This is a genomic window from Streptomyces sp. NPDC037288, assembly GCF_055603265.1.
This window is the reverse complement of the sequence record NZ_JBVJVY010000049.1, coordinates 31,947-48,709: the sequence shown is the minus strand read 5'-3', so window position 1 is coordinate 48,709 and position 16,763 is coordinate 31,947. Positions and strand designations below refer to the sequence as shown.

General features: G+C 69.0%; 15 protein-coding genes and 2 pseudogenes. 9 read left to right on the top strand and 8 right to left on the bottom strand.

The genetic code is table 11. The features are described from left to right. Window positions 1-1,064 precede the first annotated feature (1,064 nt). Window positions 1,065-1,469 (top strand): hypothetical protein, encoded by a 405-nt coding sequence (locus tag ACZ7GZ_RS35980; RefSeq protein WP_471030941.1) that lies wholly within the window; start codon window positions 1,065-1,067, stop codon window positions 1,467-1,469. Between the two features lie 315 nt (window positions 1,470-1,784). On the opposite strand, the gene ACZ7GZ_RS35975 is transcribed toward ACZ7GZ_RS35980, so the two are convergent. Together ACZ7GZ_RS35975 and ACZ7GZ_RS35970 are read right to left on the bottom strand one after the other, a co-directional pair. Next, window positions 1,785-2,903, bottom strand: a complete 1,119-nt coding sequence (locus ACZ7GZ_RS35975; protein WP_471030938.1) for a fatty acid desaturase family protein — start codon at window positions 2,901-2,903, stop codon at window positions 1,785-1,787. A gap of 7 nt (window positions 2,904-2,910) precedes the next feature. Continuing rightward, the gene (locus ACZ7GZ_RS35970; RefSeq protein ID WP_471030936.1) at window positions 2,911-3,966 is read right to left on the bottom strand and encodes a ferredoxin reductase; all 1,056 of its coding nucleotides are present in this window, start codon (window positions 3,964-3,966) and stop codon (window positions 2,911-2,913) included. 87 nt (window positions 3,967-4,053) lie between these two features. Here ACZ7GZ_RS35970 and ACZ7GZ_RS35965 point away from each other — a divergent pair, with 87 nt between their 5' ends. Continuing rightward, entirely contained in the window at window positions 4,054-5,193 is a 1,140-nt protein-coding gene (locus ACZ7GZ_RS35965) for a PucR family transcriptional regulator (protein ID WP_471030933.1), read from the top strand. Window positions 5,194-5,688: 495 nt separating this feature from the next. Here the strand turns inward: ACZ7GZ_RS35965 and ACZ7GZ_RS35960 are convergent, their stop codons facing one another. Beyond that, entirely contained in the window at window positions 5,689-6,504 is an 816-nt protein-coding gene (locus ACZ7GZ_RS35960; RefSeq protein ID WP_471030931.1) for a hypothetical protein, read from the bottom strand. Between the two features lie 956 nt (window positions 6,505-7,460). Between ACZ7GZ_RS35960 and ACZ7GZ_RS35955 the strand changes: the two are divergent. Together ACZ7GZ_RS35955 and ACZ7GZ_RS35950 are read left to right on the top strand one after the other, a co-directional pair. Then, window positions 7,461-8,548 (top strand): annotated as a pseudogene (locus tag ACZ7GZ_RS35955) (IS110 family RNA-guided transposase). A 249-nt stretch (window positions 8,549-8,797) separates the two neighbouring features. Further along, a complete protein-coding gene (locus ACZ7GZ_RS35950; protein ID WP_471030929.1) occupies window positions 8,798-9,748 on the top strand; it encodes a phosphotransferase family protein in 951 nt (316 codons plus the stop codon). On the opposite strand, the gene ACZ7GZ_RS35945 is transcribed toward ACZ7GZ_RS35950, so the two are convergent. The 4 genes and pseudogenes from ACZ7GZ_RS35945 to ACZ7GZ_RS35930 all read right to left on the bottom strand — a co-directional run bounded on the left by ACZ7GZ_RS35945 (window position 9,710) and on the right by ACZ7GZ_RS35930 (window position 11,994). After that, window positions 9,710-10,003 (bottom strand): Dyp-type peroxidase domain-containing protein, encoded by a 294-nt coding sequence (locus ACZ7GZ_RS35945; protein WP_471030927.1) that lies wholly within the window; start codon window positions 10,001-10,003, stop codon window positions 9,710-9,712. The genes ACZ7GZ_RS35950 and ACZ7GZ_RS35945 overlap by 39 nt on opposite strands. 247 nt (window positions 10,004-10,250) lie before the next feature. Further along, window positions 10,251-10,799: pseudogene (locus ACZ7GZ_RS35940) on the bottom strand (EfeM/EfeO family lipoprotein); the annotation flags it as partial. A 405-nt stretch (window positions 10,800-11,204) separates the two neighbouring features. Continuing rightward, complete coding sequence (locus ACZ7GZ_RS35935) at window positions 11,205-11,429, bottom strand: hypothetical protein (protein WP_471030924.1); 225 nt, start codon at window positions 11,427-11,429, stop codon at window positions 11,205-11,207. Window positions 11,430-11,433: 4 nt separating this feature from the next. Beyond that, window positions 11,434-11,994, bottom strand: coding sequence for a DUF5994 family protein (locus ACZ7GZ_RS35930; RefSeq protein WP_471030922.1), 561 nt, complete (start codon window positions 11,992-11,994; stop codon window positions 11,434-11,436). A 276-nt stretch (window positions 11,995-12,270) separates the two neighbouring features. On the opposite strand from ACZ7GZ_RS35930, the gene ACZ7GZ_RS35925 reads away from it, so the two are divergent. Both ACZ7GZ_RS35925 and ACZ7GZ_RS35920 read left to right on the top strand, forming a co-directional pair. After that, entirely contained in the window at window positions 12,271-12,801 is a 531-nt protein-coding gene (locus ACZ7GZ_RS35925) for a DUF5994 family protein (RefSeq protein WP_471030921.1), read from the top strand. Window positions 12,802-12,940: 139 nt separating this feature from the next. Further along, window positions 12,941-13,915, top strand: coding sequence for a magnesium transporter CorA family protein (locus ACZ7GZ_RS35920; RefSeq protein ID WP_471030919.1), 975 nt, complete (start codon window positions 12,941-12,943; stop codon window positions 13,913-13,915). Between the two features lie 254 nt (window positions 13,916-14,169). On the opposite strand, the gene ACZ7GZ_RS35915 is transcribed toward ACZ7GZ_RS35920, so the two are convergent. Continuing rightward, window positions 14,170-14,754, bottom strand: a complete 585-nt coding sequence (locus ACZ7GZ_RS35915; protein ID WP_471030917.1) for a DUF5994 family protein — start codon at window positions 14,752-14,754, stop codon at window positions 14,170-14,172. 444 nt (window positions 14,755-15,198) lie between these two features. On the opposite strand from ACZ7GZ_RS35915, the gene ACZ7GZ_RS35910 reads away from it, so the two are divergent. The 3 genes from ACZ7GZ_RS35910 (at window position 15,199) to ACZ7GZ_RS35900 (ending at window position 16,717) form a co-directional block, all read left to right on the top strand. After that, window positions 15,199-15,495, top strand: a complete 297-nt coding sequence (locus tag ACZ7GZ_RS35910; protein ID WP_471030915.1) for a hypothetical protein — start codon at window positions 15,199-15,201, stop codon at window positions 15,493-15,495. Window positions 15,496-15,703: 208 nt separating this feature from the next. Continuing rightward, the gene (locus ACZ7GZ_RS35905) at window positions 15,704-16,246 is read left to right on the top strand and encodes a fatty acid desaturase (protein ID WP_471030913.1); all 543 of its coding nucleotides are present in this window, start codon (window positions 15,704-15,706) and stop codon (window positions 16,244-16,246) included. Between the two features lie 33 nt (window positions 16,247-16,279). Then, window positions 16,280-16,717 (top strand): DUF5994 family protein, encoded by a 438-nt coding sequence (locus ACZ7GZ_RS35900; protein ID WP_471030911.1) that lies wholly within the window; start codon window positions 16,280-16,282, stop codon window positions 16,715-16,717. Window positions 16,718-16,763 lie beyond the last annotated feature (46 nt).

The window sequence follows — 16,763 nt, the reverse complement described above, 5'->3', positions numbered from 1 at the left end:
TCCGAATAGTCCTTCATCGCCATCGGCGGTCTTCTCGCTTCCTCCGGATCAAGCAGATCCAGTATCAGCGTGTCCACCACTCAGGGGGAGGCCCCGTACGCCTACGACAGCGGATCGACCTTGAGCCGCAAGCCCGATGGCTACTGGACTGCCACCTACGACCATGCCCACAGCCGTGTCAGCGGCGTGCTCGTCGTGAACAACCCAGCACCCCGGACCTGGACGAAAAACACTCCCGTTCTCTGGCAAAGCCCGGATCCTGCCTCGCTTCCTGCCCCCATCTCTTTCCTACCTGGGCCACGACGCAACTGGCTGGGATCGCAGGTCGAGCGCCAGCCCGCGATTCGCTCCGTCCACACCGCACTCGGTCTGCCGGAACGCTGGCCGACCGGCGACGCCTTCCCCCGGAGTGACCCGAGATGACGGCAGCGGCACCGTCCGTCTCGACAGCGGCACCCGGTGAGATCACCTCATACACACGGCAGCGTTCGTTGAGGGCCTCTGCGTGGACCGGGGAGGCCGCTCGACCGAGTTCCCGGAGCATCCGTCGTGCACCGGGTGGACGCCCTGATCGGCCGGCCGACGCCGTGCCGCATCCGAACGAAGTGGCCTGCGGCGCGGGCCGAAGGCTGGGAGACGGATGTGGCTAGCCTGAAAACGCGCGACCGAGGCGCCGCGGCGCCTCGCCCTGGCGGTTCGTTGCCGCCGGATCGGAGACGCCGACGACTCCCGCGCGGCCATCATCCCCCTCGATGGGACCGCCCAAGCCCTTCCAGGGTTTCGACGTCGCCGAGCTGCAACATTGCCTTCCTCACCCCCTACTGAAGGCATGCGCGGCCGCACAGACGACGGTTCGCCGACCCGCTGAGTTCACCCTCGTCGCAGTCCCACGACCGGTGGTCCTCGGCCCTTCCCGCTGAGCCGGCTGACAACGGCAACGTCTCACACTTCCGGCGCGAACGTACCGTTCCGCGAAGAAGGAGCGTTCACATTTCGCTCGAACTCCCCCGAGCTGTCATCAGCGCGCCTATCCTGCTGTCCCACCAAGGCATCACGGGGGGATCGTGTCCGACACGTTCAGGCCCAAGCCCGCGCTCAAGCGCTGTGCGGTATGCCGCCTGCCGGTGGCCAGGAAGAAGCTCGTCTTCGCCGCGGACGCACAGCCGGTGCACCGCGCCTGCCAGTCGGCCACGGACCGCTCGCCGACCCGTTCGGCGGCTCCGCCCGGTCTCACCCGGGCGCCGAAAGACATCAGCCGCGCCGAACTCCTCAAAAAGATCGAAGCGTTGCGGAAGCGCGACGCGAAAATGAAGCCGGGGGCCGCGAAGGTGCAGCCCGCCGACCGCCCCGAGCAGCCGACAGCGCCACACCGCGGCAAGCGGCCGGTCCCCCCGCCCCAGCCGTTCTACGGTGTGGAGGTGAAGTTCATCAACGGCCGGTGGGTGCAGATGCACCCTGACTCCGAATAGTGGCTGCTCGTCATGTCGGCCCGGTCCCAGGCACGGCCTGCGTCCGGGTGTCACGCGCGAACGTGAGCGTTTGAGACCAGCCATTCGTGCAGGTGGCCTGTCGGGTCTGCCCCCGGAGAAGCCTGCCGCGTTGTGACGCTCCAGCACCTCGCTGGCCGCCCCGAACACCGCAAGAGCGCTCTGACCTTTACTTTTTCCTCTCTCCGTGCCTCCTGACGTGTTTTCGATGACACATCACGTGGAGTGCGTGGCGATTCTGGAGCCTGCGGACAAGGGCGCCTGACCTCGGGTTCGTGAGCCAGGCGCTTGTACCCATCAGGCGGCGACGAGCTCCTGCTGACGGTCCGGCGTATTGACCTCGGGCTTCTTGTTCGGCAGCGAGAGCCGGAAGACCTTGCGCCACGCGGAGAACACCTGCTTGGGCAGCGATCCGGTGACGTACTCCAGCTCGTACTTCTCGAACAGCGCGCGCACCTTCACCGCGACCTCGGCGTACCGGTTGCTCGGCAGGTCCGGGAACAGGTGGTGCTCGATCTGATGCGACAGGTTGCCGGTCATGAAGTGCATGGCCCTGCTGCCGCTGATGTTCGCCGAGCCCATCATCTGGCGAAGGTACCACTGGCCGCGCGTCTCTCCCTTGATCGACCGGCGCTCGAAGACCTGTACGCCCTCGGGGAAGTGCCCGCACATGATCACGGAGTGGGACCAGATGTTGCGGACCAGGTTCGCGGTGAACGTGGCGGCGAGCGTGGGGATGAACGACGGGCCCGACAGCAGCGGGTGGATCACGTAGTCCTTGAGCACCTGCTTGCGGATCTTGCGGCCCACGGCCTTGGCCCGCGCGCGGAACTCCGGGTTCTTGCGGCGCCGCTTGTGCAGGTTCTTGCCGAGCTCCAGGTCGTACGCCGCGATGCCGTACTCGAAGAAGCAGGCGTTGATGAAGTTCCACAGCGGCTGACCGAGGTGGAACGGGTGCCACTCCTGGTCCTCGTCGACGCGCATGATGCCGTACCCGAGGTCGTTGTCCTTGCCGATCACGTTGGTGTATGTGTGGTGCAACTCGTTGTGCGAGTGCTTCCACTGGTCGGCCGGTGAGACGTGATCCCACTCCCAGGTGGTGGAGTGGATCTTCGGGTCCCGCATCCAGTCCCACTGGCCGTGCAGGACGTTGTGGCCGATCTCCATGTTGTCCATGATCTTCGCCACGGACAGACCAGCGGTGCCGAGCAGCCACGCCGGCGGGAAGATCGAGAACAGCAGCACGCCCCTGCTGACCAACTCGAGCTTGCGCTGCGCCGAGATGACCCTACGGATGTAGGCGGCGTCTTTCTCCCCGCGGCCGGCGAGCACCTTGTCGCGGATCGCGTCCAGCTCGCGGCCGAGCTCCTCGATCTGCTCCGCCGTCAGGTGGGCGGTGGGGTCGATGGCGGTCAAAGTGCTCCTACCGTTCGATGTCGCAAGGGCCCGCCGCGGCGGACACACAGGTCTGGATGAGGACGCCCGGCTCGGCCTCGGTGATCTCGCCGGTGCGCAGGTCGCGGACGGCGCCCGCCTTGAGCGGCGTGACGCAGCCGAAGCAGATGCCCATACGGCACCCGGACGGCATGAGCACGCCGACCTCCTCGCCGACGTCCAGCAACGGCGTGGCGCCGTCCGCGTCGACGGTCTTGCCGGTGGCGCTGAACGTGACCTCGCCGCCGTCGCCGGCGACGACGATTCTGGGGCGGAAGCGTTCGGTGTGCAGGCGCTCTTGGACGCCGTGCCCGCTCCAGTGCTCTTCGGCGGCGTCGAGCAGGCCCGCCGGCCCGCAAGCCCAGGTCTCGCGCTCGGCCCAGTCGGGCACGAGTTCGTCGAGACGGGCGATGTCGAGCATGCCGTCTGTGTCGGTGTGCACCTCGATGAGCCGCAGCTTCTCGGCCGCGACCAGATCGTGCAGTTCGCTGCGGAAGATCACGTCCTGCGGCCGTGGCGCGCAGTGGACCATGACGACGTCGTCGAACTCGATGTCGCGCAGCATGCCCATCACGGGCGTGATGCCGCTGCCGGCCGTCAGGTAGAGCACCTTGGCGGGCTTGGCCTGCGGCAGCACGAAGTCACCGGTCGCCTGGTCGAGCTGGATCAACGTGCCCGATTTCGCCCTGCGGACCAGGTGGTTGCTGACCTTGCCGTCCGGGATCGCCTTCACGGTGATCGTGACGCGGCCGTCCTGGCGGTTCGTCGGCGAGGTGATGGAGTAGGCACGCCACAGGCGCACCCCGTCGACGTCGACCCCGATCCGCACGTACTGACCGGCTGTGTGGCCGCGCCAGCCCCGTCCCGGCCTGATCACGACAGTCGCGGCGTCATCCGTCTCGGGGTGCACGGCCTCGATGCGCCCCCGCAGGTCAGCGCCCGCACGCAGTGGGCTGACCAGGTCTAGGTAGTCCGACGGCAGCAGCGGCGTCGTGACCATCTCCAACAGTTTCCACGCCCTGCTGCGAAGGGCTGCACTCGTCATGACTCCAGCTTGCTGCGTCTCAGGGCGTAAAGTCCTGACCGTAGGACGTGAATCTGGTGGGTGGAATTGTTCGCAGGGAATAAAAACGTGAGTCGTGTAACCCAGAGGGCCAGCGAACTGGCCCTGGATGAGACGACGGTCACCGCACTTCGGGCCGCGCTGAAGACCACCGCCGACGAGGTCGTCCAGGCGATCATCGACGAGGTCCCTCCCTACGCCAACGCCCTTTCGGGCAGCATGGGCGGCACCATCCGCCGAGCCGTTCGCACCGCCCTCGGGCACTACCTGGACCTCGCGAGCGGGAACGCCACGGGCGGCGACGGCGGTGACGCGGCCTACGAGCTGGGCCGCGGCGAGGTGCGCGACGGCCGTTCGATGGACGCCCTGCTCAGCGCCTACCGCGTCGGCGCCCGCGTGGCCTGGCGATGCCTGGCAGCGGGCGCCGTGTCCGCAGGTCTGCCCGCTGCCGAGGTCGCCAAGTTCGCCGAGCTGACCTTCGCCTACATCGACGAGCTCTCCGCCGCGAGCGCCGCGGGCCACGCCGACGAACTGGCCGCCCGGGGCAGGGCCCACGAGCGCCACCTGGAACACCTGGCCCGCGACCTCCTCGCCGGCGCGAGCCCGGACGTGCTGCTGGCCTCTGCTCAACGGGCCGGATGGCAGCCTCCGGTTACGCTGACGGCGGTCCTGCTGCCCGCCGCCCAGGCCCGGCCTGCCTACCGCGCGCTCGACCCGAGCACCCTCGTCCTCGACGATCTGCCGGACGCCACCGGTGTGCTGCTCGTCCCCGATTCCGACCGATCACATCTCTTGCGGCAGCTGACCGACCGCACCGCCGTGGTCGGCCCGGCCCGGCCATGGACTCGTGCGTCCGCCTCGTACACACGAGCCGTACGCGCGCGCTCCCTCTCCTCTGATATCCGCGACACCGAGGACCACCTGCCCGAGCTGGTGCTGAGCGCCGACGTGGACGCGTTCGCAGACCTGCGTGCCCGAGCCCTCGCACCGTTGCGCACCTTGCCTGTCGCGACCGCACGGCGGCTGGAGGAGACGTTGCGGGCGTGGCTGCTGCACCAGGGCAGGCGGGACGAGGTGGCGGCGGCGTTGTTCGTCCATCCCCAGACAGTCCGGTACCGGATGTCGCAGCTGCGGGAGCTGTTTCCGGATCTCGCATCGCCACACCGGGTCCTTGAACTGACGCTGGCGGTCGGTCTTCGGGCCAGTTGACGCGTACTTCGCCGTCCACGAACTCCCGGCGGATCCCGGCATCGTGCTCGGTGTCTACCTGGACGTCCTTGCAGCCGGGACGGTTCGGGTGAGCGACGCGATCAAGGTGCAGCAGGTCGGCTGACAGGGAGCGTTCCACCACGAGTCGCCCACCTGCCGATCCGTCAGGCCCGCGTCTCGCACGACCAGCCACACCTGGTCGCGACTGAGCGGGAGTTGGCCGAGGAGGACGCCGGTCGCGTCGAGCAGGGTGTTGGCGAAGGCTGGAGCGACCGGGTTGAAAGGGCGGACTGTCGGCCGTGACGCCCCGTTTGACTCCCTGGGCACCCACATGCATGGCGATGGGCCAGGAAATGGGATCTGACCTCGGGTTTTCCGAAGATCGCTCAGGTCGACATCTTTCCGATGACCCACCAGGTCGGTGTGCCGCGATTGAACCGGTCGCGAAGAGCCCCTGAACTGCGGTTGTGGGCGCACAATGTGCGGTGCGGGCGTTCAGTAGGTGGGACCGTAAGGGCTCCAGTGCCCGAGGAAGGGTTTCAGGTCGTCGGCTTGTGGCTTGGGAATGTCGGGCAGCCGGGGCGGTGCGTTCAATGGGTCGAGGCGTTCAACGGTGGCCGCTGCCCAGCTGATCCATTCCTCGGCTTCGGTTCTGGCCTGGCCCGGAGGCATGTCCTCGACTCGCGTGCGTACGGTGCTCACGTATTGGGTCAGTCGGGTGGCGTGTCGCCATGCCGCTTCCTGAGCTTCTAGGTGCCTGACGCGGTACGCCTCCGCGTACCGGATGCGCGCGTCTTCCATGGCGGCTTCCCAGCGGATGCGCTTCTGGCGTGCCGCTTCGGCCTCGTCCTGGCGTCTGCGTTCGGCGGCTTCGCCGCGAAGTGTGACCTCCTGTGCGATCTCGGCGAGCTGCTCTTCGAGGGCGCGGCCGGGAACGTCGGCCCATTCGCTCGCCCGGTGTGGCTGGCCGCCGCTGAGGATGATGCGGAGGCGTTCGGACGGGGTGTAGTCGAAGCGGGGGATTCTGACCCAGGAGTGCTTCTTGGCGTCGGCGAGTTCCTTCTCGGTGGCGACGTGCTCGGCCCGGTCCTGCTCCTGGAGGACGACAAACCCCACTGTCTGGCCCTGTGCGGTGATGGTGAAGTGGGGATTTGCCCTGCGGCGGCGATGAGGTGGGGGTGCGAAGCCGGTTTGCCCGGCCGAGCAGGTGTGTCCGTCGGCCTCGGCGGCGGTGATCAGGGCCTGGATGAGCCGGAGAGCGCGTCCTTGGACGGGCTTGGTCAGGCCCAGCGGCTGGCGTTCGTTCTGCATGGCCCGCACCACGGTGTGCGGCCGAGTGAGTCGGGCGGGCACGGGGACGGGGTCGAGGACGGCAAGGCGCCAGGCGGGGATGTCGACGAGCTTGATCTCGTACCCGTCGCGGCACCAGTTTCCGTACAGCTCCTTCGTCTCGGGAACCCTTCCGGACCTGCGTGCGGCGGCGACGCGGGACGGCCACTTCTCCAAGCCGGGACCGCTGCCGCTCTTGTCGATTCGGCCGCTGGCCTCCGCGAGCTCCTGTAACAGCTGCTCCGTGAGCGTCACACGAGGATGTGAGGGAGGGCTTGGCTTCCGCTCGGTGGCCGGAGTTTCCTGCGCTCTGGTGGACTTAGGTCGTGGACCGGCGGCCTGGGTCTTCCGCGGGCGTGATCCGCGGGGAGGGTACGTGCCGTGCGCCAGGTAGTGCCGACCGGCGCTTGTCAGGGCGACGCTCCACTGCCCGGCCTTCCGGGAGACCGTCACCAGGCCACGGTTCTGGAGTGCCTGGCAGGTGGTCTTGTAGGAGCTTGTGTTCCATACGCCTGCAGGGCACCCGGCTCCCACCCACTGCAACACCGACAACTGCCGCTCATTGACCCGCCGTTCCAATGGTCCGCCTTCGACTCGAAGTGACGTACGACGGCGGCATGGTGCCAGTTCCGGTGGTAGGCGACCGGTGCTTCGAGTCAATTCGCTCGAACTGGCGGGCTGACGTGGCTGGAAGCCGGTTGGGCCGAGAACCGTAGGTGGGTGCCTGTCCTACGGCGGGGTCTGACTCCTGAGATCTCTGACCGAGGTGTCCTGATCACACTGTGTCGACCGCCGGCCAGGGGACTGCGCACTGTTGGTCTCGGGCTGATGGACGTGTCTCGATAGGGGCTTGCCGGACAGGCGTCATCACGATTCTGACCGTCCGCACGGCCCGCTGCCGGCTACGGGACAAGCCGTCGGCCTGAAAGGGAACGAGCATGACCGGCACGTCCACCGCTTCGCGTCCTCGTCGGCGTCGGCCGGCGAGGGAGGTGGTCCTGGGAGTGGACACGCACCGGGATGCCCATGTGGCCGCCGTGCTCTCCCTGGTGGGGGAGGTGATCGGCACCAAGGAGTTCCCGGCCAGCGCGGCCGGCTACCGCAACCTGCTGGGGTGGGCCAGGGCGTCGGGTACGGTGCGGCGGGCCGGAGTGGAAGGGACCGGTTCCTTCGGGGCGGCCCTGTCCCGCTACCTGCTGGCCCAGGGCGTGGACGTCTTCGATGTGAACCGGTTCGACCGGGCCGACCGCCGACGGCGAGGCAAGTCCGACCCACTCGATGCTGAGAACGCGGCCCGGGCGGTGCTGAGCGGGCGGGCGCGCGCCCAGGCCAAGGCGGGCGACGGGCCGGTGGAGATCGCCCGGATGTACAAGCTGGCCAAGGACTCGGCGGTCAAGGCCCGCACCCAGGCGATCAACCAGCTCAAAGTCGTCCTCATCCGTGCCGATCCCCAGCTGAGAGAGCAACTGGCCGGGCTGGGCAATGCAGAGCTTTTCCGCACGTGCGCAGGGCTCGTCGACGACAGCCTGAACCATGAGGCCGGCGAGGGATCGGTGCTCCACGCCACCCACGTCACCCTGGGTCTCCTGGCCCGGCGCATCAGGCAGCTCAGCGAAGAGATCCAGGACCTGGAAGGCCGCCTGACCCGGCTGGTGGAATGCCACGCTCCCCAGCTGCTCGAGGCAGTGGGCATCGGTCCGGACACGGCCGTCACTTTGCTGATCACGGTGGGGGACAACCCGGAACGCCTGGGCAGTGGGCGTCCTTCGCGGCGCTGTGCGGTGTCAGCCCGGTCGAGCGTTCTTCGGGCAGTCGGCAGTACCATCGCCTCAACCGCGGCGGCGACCGGCAAGCGAACGCGGCCCTGCACCGGATCGTGCAGACCCGCCTGCGCGTCGACCCACGTACCCAGGAGTACTACGAACGCCGCAGCAAGGAGGGCAAGACGCGGCGCGAGATAGTCCGAAGCCTCAAGCGCTACGCGGCCCGGGAGGTCTTCCACCTGGTCAGACCTGTGCAGTCGTAACCCTCGTTATAGGGGCAGTCGTGGCCAGGAGACGTGTGGGGACATGCTGCTGCGGGGGTGGAGCCCCGCTTGGGTAGCCTGCGGGACCCACTCCGGATGCGAGGGCGGATTTCGGACAGCAGGCAAGGACGGCTCGCTGGCCTGGTCGCCGACATGCTGGCGTGTGCGTAACCATCCTGCTGCGCTCGTGATCGGCCCGGACAGGCTATGGAGGTGCGTCGGACAAGGGCCGCAGGATGTAGTACGCCCATGGCCGAATACCTCCAACGGCACACTGACTACTGGCTCGCGTACTTCACCAGGCGAGGTCACTCCGCCCCGCAGCCGCTGGCCGCGGGCGTCGAAGGCGCGGTCTACCGGCTCGGCGAGGGCTTGGTCGCCAAGGTGTGGAGCGGGCGGCCGCCGATCGCCCTCGACCTGATCCGCCAGGTCTACGCCGACATCGCCTGGTACTCCATGCCCTTCGCCACCCCACAGATCCTCGCCACCGAGGAACAAAACGGCGTGCTTGTCACCTACGAACGCGAGCTGCCCGGGGCGCCGCTGCGCGACGACGCCGGGAGCCCGCCCCCGGCGCGGAACTTGCCCGCGCGCGAGACTGACGCCCTGCTCACCGTGCTGCGCGGCCTGGCGTCCGTGCCGGGCTCGCCCGCGATGCAGCAGCTGACTGTCCAGGGCGACGACCGCCCGCTGTGGGACGGCCATACCCGCTTCCCCGACGCGCTCGCCGCCCTGGTCGAGCGTGCCGCCCGCCGCCACGGAGACGTTCTCGCCGCGGCGGTGCCTGGGCTGGCCACGGCGGTCGAGCGGACCGCCAAGACGTTGCGGGCCCTGCCAGCCACGCCCGTCACCGCTATCCACGGCGACCTGGTCCCGTCCAACGTCCACGTCGACGATACCGGGCTCCCAGTGGCACTCCTGGACTTCGGTTTCTTCACCACAGCTGGTGACCCAGCGTTCGAAGCGGCGGTTACGGCGGCCATCTGGGACATGTACGGCACCGACGCAGAGCACCACACGGCCGAACTCACCAGCGTGTTCGCGGCGGCACTGGGCTACGACGCAAAGGTGCTGGCCCTGTACCAAGCGGCATACGCCCTGACCACCTATGACCTGTTCAGCCCGGACCGCAGCGACGGCCACTTCCAGTGGTGCGCGGCACTACTGAACCGCAACCCAGTCACCGACTTGAGCGCCTGACCGGTCGATTACGACGGGCCTTGCGCTGTACGGAGGCAGGGTCGGGCCGAGGATGCCGTTGTCGGAGGGCGGGGCGCCGACGCCGAGATCGGCGGGGATGCCGCCGGAGGTCAGGAAGCGGGCCCGGCTGGTGAGCGTCTTCAGCAACTCCACCAACTGCGCGCGGGCTTCGGCGCTGACGGTGAAGGAGACGAAGGTCGCGGCGGCCGGCGCGGGGTTGGTGATGCCGGCCTGGTGGAGGCCGCGGAAGGGCACTTCGGCGGCGTTCTCCGTCTGCGCGGCGGCCTGTGCGATGCCACCGCCGCTCTTGCGCGAGTCCGCCGCCGGCCAGGACCGCGCCGGCTGCTCCGGCGCCGAGGGCCGTCTTCACGAAGGAGCGGCGGTCGGCGCCGGCCGGGCAGCCACCCTGCGGGGCGGGGGTTTCGGCGGACGGCATGGTTGCGTTCCCTTCGCTGCGGGCGGGGTCGTCGATGCGGTGGTGTGCGGTGGTCATCAGGCGGACTTCCCGGATCTCCAGCAGGTCCGGGACGGGGGAGAGGTCCTCCAGCAGCTGCCCGGTGGCCCCGTTGACGCGGGCGCGGGCGGTGGCGTCGAGCTGTCCGACGGGGGTCCAGTAGCTGCCATGGTGGGCGGAGTCGAGGACCTTCTGCAGCCGTGCGACGTCCGCGTCGACGGTGGCGAGGTTGGTGCCGCTGCCCTCGCCCGTGTCGCCGTTCAGCTCGAACTGCAGTGTGTTCTCGAGGACCTCGTGGGCGCGCAGCGGCAGGTCGGACGGGTCGAAGTCCTGGTGCGGGAAGGCTTTCCGCAGGCCGGCGGCGTCGGCGGCCAGTCGCTGGGCCGGCGCGGTGAGCGAGGTGGCGGGCTCGCCGTGCCACAGGCCGTACTCGATGCGGTGGAAGCCGGTGAAGTCCTTGTCGTGCACGCCGTCCGGCAGTCCGTCGGCCCTTCCGTCGATCTTCTGGTCGAAGTCCTCGAAGGTGCCGTAGGCGGTGCCGAGGGCGGCAAAGGTGCGGTGCGCGGTGAGCCAGTCGGTGCGGGTCTTGCCGAGGTGATTGCGCCCTCGTGGGGGAGCGGGGAGCCGAACTCTCGGGCGGCCGGCGCCAGCGCGTCGTTCTCGTCAGGGCCATCCTGCGCGACGCCCCGATCCTGCTGTTCGCGACCCTGCGGGTCGACGACGCCGCAGCTGCGTCATTCGTGGAGATCGGCCGAGTGGATCACTACCTTCTCCCCGTGGCATGTGCCGGTGACGCAACGGCCCCGGCGTATACACACCGGGGCCGCCCTTCCGGGTCGTTGCACGTGAGAGTGCACCGGCCCACTCACCAGGGCATGCCCAGGATCCCATTTCGGTCATATGGCAGGACATGGCCGTCATGCGGCCAGCCGCAGCCCTGAGCCGGTGGGTGTGACGGCCGCCGCCCCACACCCACCCCTGGCTGGAAGCAGGTCTGCGTCATCAGCGGCTCCCCTCTCGAGGCTCACGGCGTGTGGCGTCGGCAGGAGGGCCCTTCGGCACGGCGGCACGTGGGCTCTTACGAGTCCGCCGACGGATTCCCGGTAGGGCATCGCTGTAGCGGAACGCCCCGATCCTTTCGGCGTGCTGCGCGTTGAGCCGGTGGATCAGGAACATGCCCGCGATGATCACGAAGAGGATCACGGCGACGGTGACGGCCGTCTCCACGTCTTCACCTCCTCAGGGCGGAGGTGAAGATCCCGATCGCGGCTCCTGCCCTCGAAGCGGCTCCGCCGTCGGTCTCCCATTCCTCTTCCCGGCTCTGAGCATCTGTCGAGTCGTGGCTGATGGCCTCATCGGCCATCAGACCGCTGGCGGTGCGGACACCTCTCGGGACGGTTGCCGCTGCCATCAGCCGGGCGGCGGCGGCCGGGTCCGTCTCCGGAGGGATCACCAGCAGGTCCAGGCGGCCCACCGTGTAGGACAGGAGGATCACCTTGTTCGGGTCCTGCTCGGCGGCGAACCAGCCGACACGCACCGTGTGCCCCGTGACGGGGACCTTGCGCGGGATGACGGGCCAGTGGGTCGGGTTCACGGTGACGTGGGTGATCCGGCCCCAGCACGCGTCCAGCGCGTCTGTCAGCGTGGGGATCTCGCGCAGAAGATCACGGGAGCGGGGCCACCAGGCACCGTCCAGGAGACCTGGAGCCGAGCCGGTCGGGGCCAGAGACAGCCGGGCCGGCACCGACAGCAGGCGCTCTTGAACGATCGTGGGTTCGATGGTCGCGGTCATGACGCGGACCTGTCCCCGAGCCTCCTCTCGGAGGCCGGCGTTGTTGCTCGCCGAGAACAACACCGACATGGCGGCCGGTGTGCGAAGTACTCCCGGTGCTTTCACTCTACGCCGCTGCGGAGGTCCCGGGACGTGCGCGTGAGCAGGCATTTCACCGATAGGCAACGAGGCCCGGAACCGTCGGCGCAGCTGCTGCGGCGGGTCACGGCTTACGGTGAGAGGACGAGGTCCCGCGTTCGGCGGCGGCACCGTTTCCCGCAGACAGGCGGACACACCATGAACGAATCCGATACCCCTCGCGCTCCCGGTCTTCTGCCGGACGCGATCCATCGGGCCGCGAAACCCGGGACGGTCCTCCTGCGGCTGGAGACGACACGATCCCGGGAAGGCAACCTCGACGGTGCGTGGTGGCCGCGTTCCCGCGACATCGGTGCTGAGCTGCCCGACCTCGTCCACGCGCTGACCGTGCACCTCGGCCCCATCACGCGCGTCGGCCTGGACGCCACCGCTTGGGATGAACTTCCCACGCGCCTGGTGATCGGCGACCAGGTCGTCCGCATCGACTCCTTTCCGGTGGGTGACGACACGGTCCTGATCACTCGGGGCGACCAGGACCACTTCTCCCTTCTCGTGGTCCCGCCGCACGCGACAGTCGAGGCCGCCCGTGCCGCGATGGCCAGGGCTGTCCGGGCCGCCAACGTCACCGAGGCCGCACAGATCCTCATCGACACCGGCACCCATCAGGCATACACGGTCCCCGTGGAGGGCCCTCGGAGCGCCGAGGAACGCCACGTGCCCAAGGAATGACTTCTGGAGCTCCGGGCGCCCGTAGGGCTGTACGTGCCGGGCGGTGCCTTCAAGGCGATCGAGGCGGTGCCGCCCGTCGGAGTGGATGCCCGGCAGTGGTGTCCGCCGAAGCTCCGCCGATGCCGTTAGGGTGCGCGACATGGCCCGTACCCGGCTGTACCGCGACGGTTCCCTGGTTGAGGAGGACTTCCCGGTCCGGGACATCTCCCGGCATCTGGCGGACCCTTCTGCGACCGTCTGGTTGGACCTGTACCGCCCGGACCGCGCCGAGTTCACGGCGGTCGGCGAGGAACTCGGTCTGCACGAGCTGGCCCTCGAGGACGCGCTGCACGAGGGGCAGCGGGCGAAACTCGACAACTACCGCACCCATCACTTCCTCAGCGTCTACGCGGTCGCCGTCGACCCGGACAGTGCGGGACTGACGATGAGCGAGCTCGCGGTCATCCTCACGCCGCAAGCGCTGATCACGGTCCGCAAGGACGCCGCGTTCGCCCTCGACGAGCTGGTCGCCCGCTGGGACCGCACCCCGGCTCTGACAGCGCACGGGGTGGCCTTTCTGCTCCACGGTCTGCTCGACCATGTCGTCGACGGGCACTTCGCCGCGGTACGGCAACTCGACGAACGTATCGAGGAACTGGACGCTCTGCTCTTCGCCGAAGGCGGCCGGCAGATCCAGACCGTACAGCGTCAGTCGTACGTCCTGCGGAAATCACTGGTCCGGCTCCGCCGCGTGGTCCTGCCCATGCGGGAGGTCGTCAACGCCCTCATGCGCCCGGACCTCGACATCGTCGATGATTCCTTGCTGCCGTACTACCGAGATGTGTACGACCACGTGCTGCGTGCCGGCGAGTGGACGGAGTCGCTGCGGGATCTGGTGGCCTCGGTGATGGAGACCAACTTGTCCGTGCAGGCGAACCGGGTGAATCTGATCATGAAGAAGGTGACGAGCTGGGCCGCGATCATCGCCGTGCCCACGGCGATCACTGGCTTCTACGGACAGAACCTTCCCTACCCCGGCTTCGCACACCAGTCGGGTTTCATCGTTTCCAGCGCCGTCATCGTCGTCGTCTCACTGACTCTGTACTTCGCTTTCAAGCACTGGGACTGGCTCTGACCACACGCTCCTGCGCGCCCGTCGGCAGACGGGCCTTGGGAGCCGGTTCCAGAAACCGGCTCCAAAACAGCTCCCAGGACTTCGGGCTGTGTGCCAGTGACGCAGGACACCCCGCCACGGGTGCCGACGAACAAGGCGCCACCATGCCGGCCCAGTTCCTCGGAGCGGCCCAACGGGTAGCGGCTGCGGCCCCGTCGCTCTCTTCGTCGTTCACGTGCAGCGGCCGACCGTCGTGAAGAAGGCGTTCATGACGGCTATCTCACATGCCGGCTGACGTCACCGGCCTTTGCCGGTACCGCTGCGGGCGTCACGCAGGTACCGCCCTCGTACCCCCAAGCCTCGTCCGGATCGAGTGGTCGGTCGGCCGGGGAGACTGCGCGCCCGGCTCGATCCGCGGCGATGAGTGCGCTCGCGGTCAGCGGCGGGCCGTCGTAGTCGGATGCGGCCGCCATCAGGCGGGCCGCCGACTGCGCCCCGGTCTCGGGTGGGATGACGAGCAGATCCCAGCGTCCGGTGCCGTAGGAGAGCAGCAGCAGCTTGTGCGGGTCGATCTCCGGCGTGAACCAGCCGACCTTCACGACATGGCCGTTGACGGGCACCTTGCGCGGGATGACCGGCCAGTGCTCGGGGTTGACGGCGATACGGGTGATGCGGCCCCAGACGGGGTCCAGCGCGTCGGTCAGTGCGGGTAGTTCGCGCAGCAGGTCGCGCGAGCGCGGCCACCAGGCGCCGTCCAGGAGTCCACGGGAGGGGCCGTCCGTCTTCAGTACGAGGCGGGCGGGAGGGGGGTCTGCGACGGGTGCGGTCCGCGGCAGGGTTGCTTCGAAGGTTGCGGTCATGATGCGGGCCCGTCTCCGGGCCGCCCCTGGGGTTACGGCCCGGGTTTCATCTCTCGCCGAGAACGCTCCGGCGTGGAAGCCAGCGTGCGAAATGCCCTCGGTGTCTCCACCCTACTCCTTCCGCCGCCCACCTCCGTCGTCGCAGCCGGTCTGTCAGCGGGACTCCCCGGGCTGCCATACGGCAGACGGCCAACGGTGCGGCTGGCTTCGGAGTCACGTCGTCGTCCCGGGAGCTGTTCATGATCGACCGACCCGTCATCCCGTCATCGGGCGCCGGCCGGTGGCTTCGGTGGTCATCGCGCCACTTCGGAAGTGCCGGAGCGGCTGTCCCGAGCAGGAGTAGGCTGAAAACGTCGAGGGCACGTCGTATGCCGGTGTCCGGACCGGTCTCGTCCTCGTCGCAAGAGAGTTGTTGGCCGCTCAGGTCGGGCCAGGTTCCGCCCTATGACATCCGAAGCCCCGCACCGCCCACCCCGTCCCGAGGCCGAGCACGAGCCGAGCGGGCAGGGCCGGGTGGAGGTCCGCCTGGTCTCCGCGGACCCCGAAGCGGCCCGACGCGTCGCGGACGCGCTCCGGCTGCTGTTCGCCGGCGATGAACAGCGCAGCTATCCCGGCCCCTCGGGAACCGGGACGCGGCTGCACCTCACAGTGGACGCCTCGCGTGCCGCCGGTCCGCTCGGCTCCTGGCTCGACTCGAGCAGACCGGCCGCCGATCGCACCCACCAGGGCGAGACCGCCTGACGGCCCCGCCGCCCACTCTCCACGTCCTCACCAGCCCAAGCCCCTGTAGCTCCCGTATCCACCGTCCGTGCGACTCGCATCCGCTCAGCGATGCCGTTACGCACCCACGTCGAAGCGGCGCAGCCCAAGACCCCGGCCGCACTGTCGTCACCGAGCTCTCCGTATCGCCACGGCACATCTGTATCCGGCCAGTTGCGGGGACTTGGGGATGCCCACGTCGGCTGGTTGTTCCGCAACGACCGCACGTCCGCGACGCTCCCCCACACTCGGCTTCGCTCGCGCGGGGGCCCCCATCGCTCCCGATCTGCTGGCCGACCGTGACATCCGGGCCGTGTCCCGGGCCATCCCGGCCCTGTGTGTGCTCACCCTCGCTCTGCCCTTCGCCGTGGGGTGCCTGATCGGCGGCAGCTGGGTGTCCGCCCTGACCGCCCTGCTGTGGGCGGAACTTGTCCGCATCGCCCTGCTCCGCCACGTGACGTGGAGCGTGAACTCTCTCTGCCATGTGATCGGTGAGCGCCCGTTCCGTACCCGTCGTCCCGACCGCGCCACCAACCTGTGGCCCGTGGTCCTGATCTCGTTCGGCGGGAGCTGGCACAACCCGCACCACGCCGACCCCACTTGCGCCCGGCACGGCGTCGACCGCGGCCAGCTCGATCCGTCCGCCGCCTTGATCCGCTTCTTCGAATGCCTCGGTTGGGTCAGGGACGTGCGCTGGCCCACCCCGGACCGTATCGCCGCCCGCCGCGTGTGAATCCGAGCGACCGCATCCCCTTAAGGAGTTTCCATGACACTCGACCCACCGCCCCCGCTCTCCTCGACGTCCGCCGTCCGCCTGCGCCTGGTGTCCCAGCCGGCACAGGGCCACATGGCCCGGCGCATCGACGGCGCCTGGTGGCCCCAGTCGCCCGATCTGGCGTCCGAACTGCCCGGGCTGCTGGACGTCCTGCCGCACGCCTGGGGACAGGTCGCCAGCGTCCTCGTGGATGAGGCCGTATGGTCGCCGTTCCCCGGCCGGCTGCTCGTCGCCAACCAGCTCGTACGCCTGCGCCGGACGACCACCCAGCGCTCCCCGTCCACCGTCTGCCTGCTGGCGCCCGGCCGCGGCCGGTGGGACCTGCTGGTGGTGCCGCCCGCCGCCACGGACGCGGAGGCCGGGCGGCTTATGGAGAGTATGGCCGCCGTCGTGCAGGACAGAGTGGGCTTGGAAGTCGCAGTCCGTTGACGGTGGCCTTCGGACCACCCCCGGGTCCGCACTCTGGGTACGGGCC

Bases quoted from the DNA above. Each gene is read 5' to 3' on its own strand.
- ACZ7GZ_RS35970 (WP_471030936.1), bottom strand. From the start codon at position 3,966: ATGACGAGTGCAGCCCTTCGCAGCAGGGCGTGGAAACTGTTGGAGATG.
- ACZ7GZ_RS35960 (WP_471030931.1), bottom strand. From the start codon at position 6,504: ATGCAGAACGAACGCCAGCCGCTGGGCCTGACCAAGCCCGTCCAAGGA.
- ACZ7GZ_RS35950 (WP_471030929.1), top strand. From the start codon at position 8,798: ATGGCCGAATACCTCCAACGGCACACTGACTACTGGCTCGCGTACTTC.
- ACZ7GZ_RS35930 (WP_471030922.1), bottom strand. From the start codon at position 11,994: ATGACCGCGACCATCGAACCCACGATCGTTCAAGAGCGCCTGCTGTCG.
- ACZ7GZ_RS35925 (WP_471030921.1), top strand. From the start codon at position 12,271: ATGAACGAATCCGATACCCCTCGCGCTCCCGGTCTTCTGCCGGACGCG.
- ACZ7GZ_RS35920 (WP_471030919.1), top strand. From the start codon at position 12,941: ATGGCCCGTACCCGGCTGTACCGCGACGGTTCCCTGGTTGAGGAGGAC.
- ACZ7GZ_RS35915 (WP_471030917.1), bottom strand. From the start codon at position 14,754: ATGACCGCAACCTTCGAAGCAACCCTGCCGCGGACCGCACCCGTCGCA.
- ACZ7GZ_RS35910 (WP_471030915.1), top strand. From the start codon at position 15,199: ATGACATCCGAAGCCCCGCACCGCCCACCCCGTCCCGAGGCCGAGCAC.
- ACZ7GZ_RS35905 (WP_471030913.1), top strand. From the start codon at position 15,704: ATGCCCACGTCGGCTGGTTGTTCCGCAACGACCGCACGTCCGCGACGC.
- ACZ7GZ_RS35900 (WP_471030911.1), top strand. From the start codon at position 16,280: ATGACACTCGACCCACCGCCCCCGCTCTCCTCGACGTCCGCCGTCCGC.